The sequence below is a fragment of the Mesorhizobium sp. LNHC252B00 genome (genome assembly GCF_000502955.1).
Lineage (GTDB): Bacteria > Pseudomonadota > Alphaproteobacteria > Rhizobiales > Rhizobiaceae > Mesorhizobium.
On sequence record NZ_AYWO01000076.1, the window covers coordinates 1 to 1,873 of the forward strand.

General features: G+C 54.9%; 1 protein-coding gene and 1 pseudogene. Both read left to right on the top strand.

The window, feature by feature from the left end:
- Positions 1–714: 714 nt before the first annotated feature.
- Positions 715–903 (top strand): annotated as a pseudogene (locus X744_RS1000000175825) (hypothetical protein); the annotation flags it as partial.
- A gap of 41 nt (positions 904–944) precedes the next feature.
- Entirely contained in the window at positions 945–1,688 is a 744-nt protein-coding gene (locus X744_RS0139160) for an amino acid racemase (RefSeq protein WP_245266886.1), read from the top strand.
- Positions 1,689–1,873 lie beyond the last annotated feature (185 nt).

Sequence of the window (1,873 nt, forward strand, 5' to 3'; positions counted from 1 at the left end):
TCCATGTTCTGCGATAGGTCGAAGGCGGCTTCAATGGATCGGTAATCACGTCGAAAATAGCAGCCATTGTGTACGCCCGCAGGCGGTGTCGGTCAGGCGCAGTTGGCGCGTTATGAGATGGAGGCATTGGTGGTCTGTCGATGCCCCTCTTCCCGTAGAATGAGATCCGACGCAGACTTGATATGTTCCTTTCCTTCGATCGATGTCAGCGACGACATGAAGGCCAATCGGCACCTTCCGCAGCTTCGCAACCAACGTCGCAAACCTCGTGCCAATTTGGTTGAGCGAGCCAAAAAAACTATCTGGCTGCTTTTCAGCTATTTAGCCTGAGGCCAGACATTTGCTTCAAAAGCCTGTGTCGCGGACCCGACAAAGCGACAGTCACTTGAGACGCTGTAGATGGACTTCGGAGGCTGGGAAGAAGTGGGAGTGTCAGGCGGCAAGCCTGGAGGCGATTTCGATCGGCACACCGTTGCACCGACGTCGGTTTATGCACTTCAGCATCGCTGCAGTCAGCCCTTGATCTGATCCCGATGGCCACCATCTGTGAACGTCCGCAAAAAGTAGTATTCCCGAGCATAGGTTCGAGCTAGCCACCACTTTCTGTGGTGGCGGAGGCGATGCAATTGCTTTAAAAGTGAGAACACCTAGTCTGATGAACAGTCGTTGTCGCTGTATTATTTTGTTTGTTACGAGATGTTGTTGCATCTGTAATCGAAGAGATTTGCCAACCGGGGAGTGCCGAGGCTCGCCCCCGCTCCGCAAGCAAGAGCCATTCTGGAGCGGCTACAGAAGCTCTCGAGGCTATTTGGCACACAAATTGCTGTTGAGAACGTCGTTGGATCGACGGACTGCGACCCAACGCGGGGGCGTCGCGCCATCCACGTTAGCCCCAACTTCTGATGCGAGGCGCCAGTTCCGAGTCGTGGGCGACGCAATCGGGCTTGCAAGCCAGAAAGAAAACCAAAGTGAGTCAAAAAAACCTCATCGGTATTCTCGGTGGAATGGGACCAGCGGCAACAGTTGATTTTCTGTCAAAAATCATCTCCGCAACGCCTGCCACAAGAGATCAGGATCATATTCCACTTATTGTTCATGACGTTCCACAAATACCGGATCGGTCTTCGGCCATTGAAAATGGTCGAGACGATCCTTTCCTGCCTATGCTTTCAGGCGTTCGCTTCCTTGACGCGGCCGGCGTCGCGTTCATCGCGATTCCGTGCAACACTGCCCATTATTGGTACGATAGATTGGGCGGGGGCTGTCGGGCGAAGATACTTCATATCTCCCAGGCTGTGCTTCACGAGCTTCTAGCGATGCCGAACAGGCCGCGCTCTGTCGCAATCTTGGCGACACGGGGGACAATCTCCGCCGACATCTACGGCGACGAATTGCTCAAGGCGGTCGAGCGCGTAGTCATTCCAGACGAGAAGACGCAACGTCTCATCGACCACTCAATCACATCTGTCAAAGGGGGCACGATGGTGCCCGCCCGCGAGGCAGCAGGCGCCGCGGCGAGGCTGCTGGTCCAGCAGGGAGCGGAATGCTTGCTTTTGGCATGTACCGAACTTCCTGTCGCTTTTTCAGGGCTTGAAGTCGGGATAATGACCTTCGATGCGACCGATTCGCTGGCCCGAGTTTGCGTTAAGGCGTCCCTGGGCGAGTACAAAGTCGAGATGGCAGGGTAAGAATGGATATTCGATGACTTTGAGATCATTTCGCCCGCACTGCGAATCTAAGCATGGCTCGGTGTGGCATTGATCTGTCAATCGGCTCGAAATGGGCCCCCTGGATCGGTGCGCAAAAGGGGGTCTGACGCACTCTCGATGAAGTTCGGGATCATATGGCACCGATCAGCCTGGCTTGCAGGAGG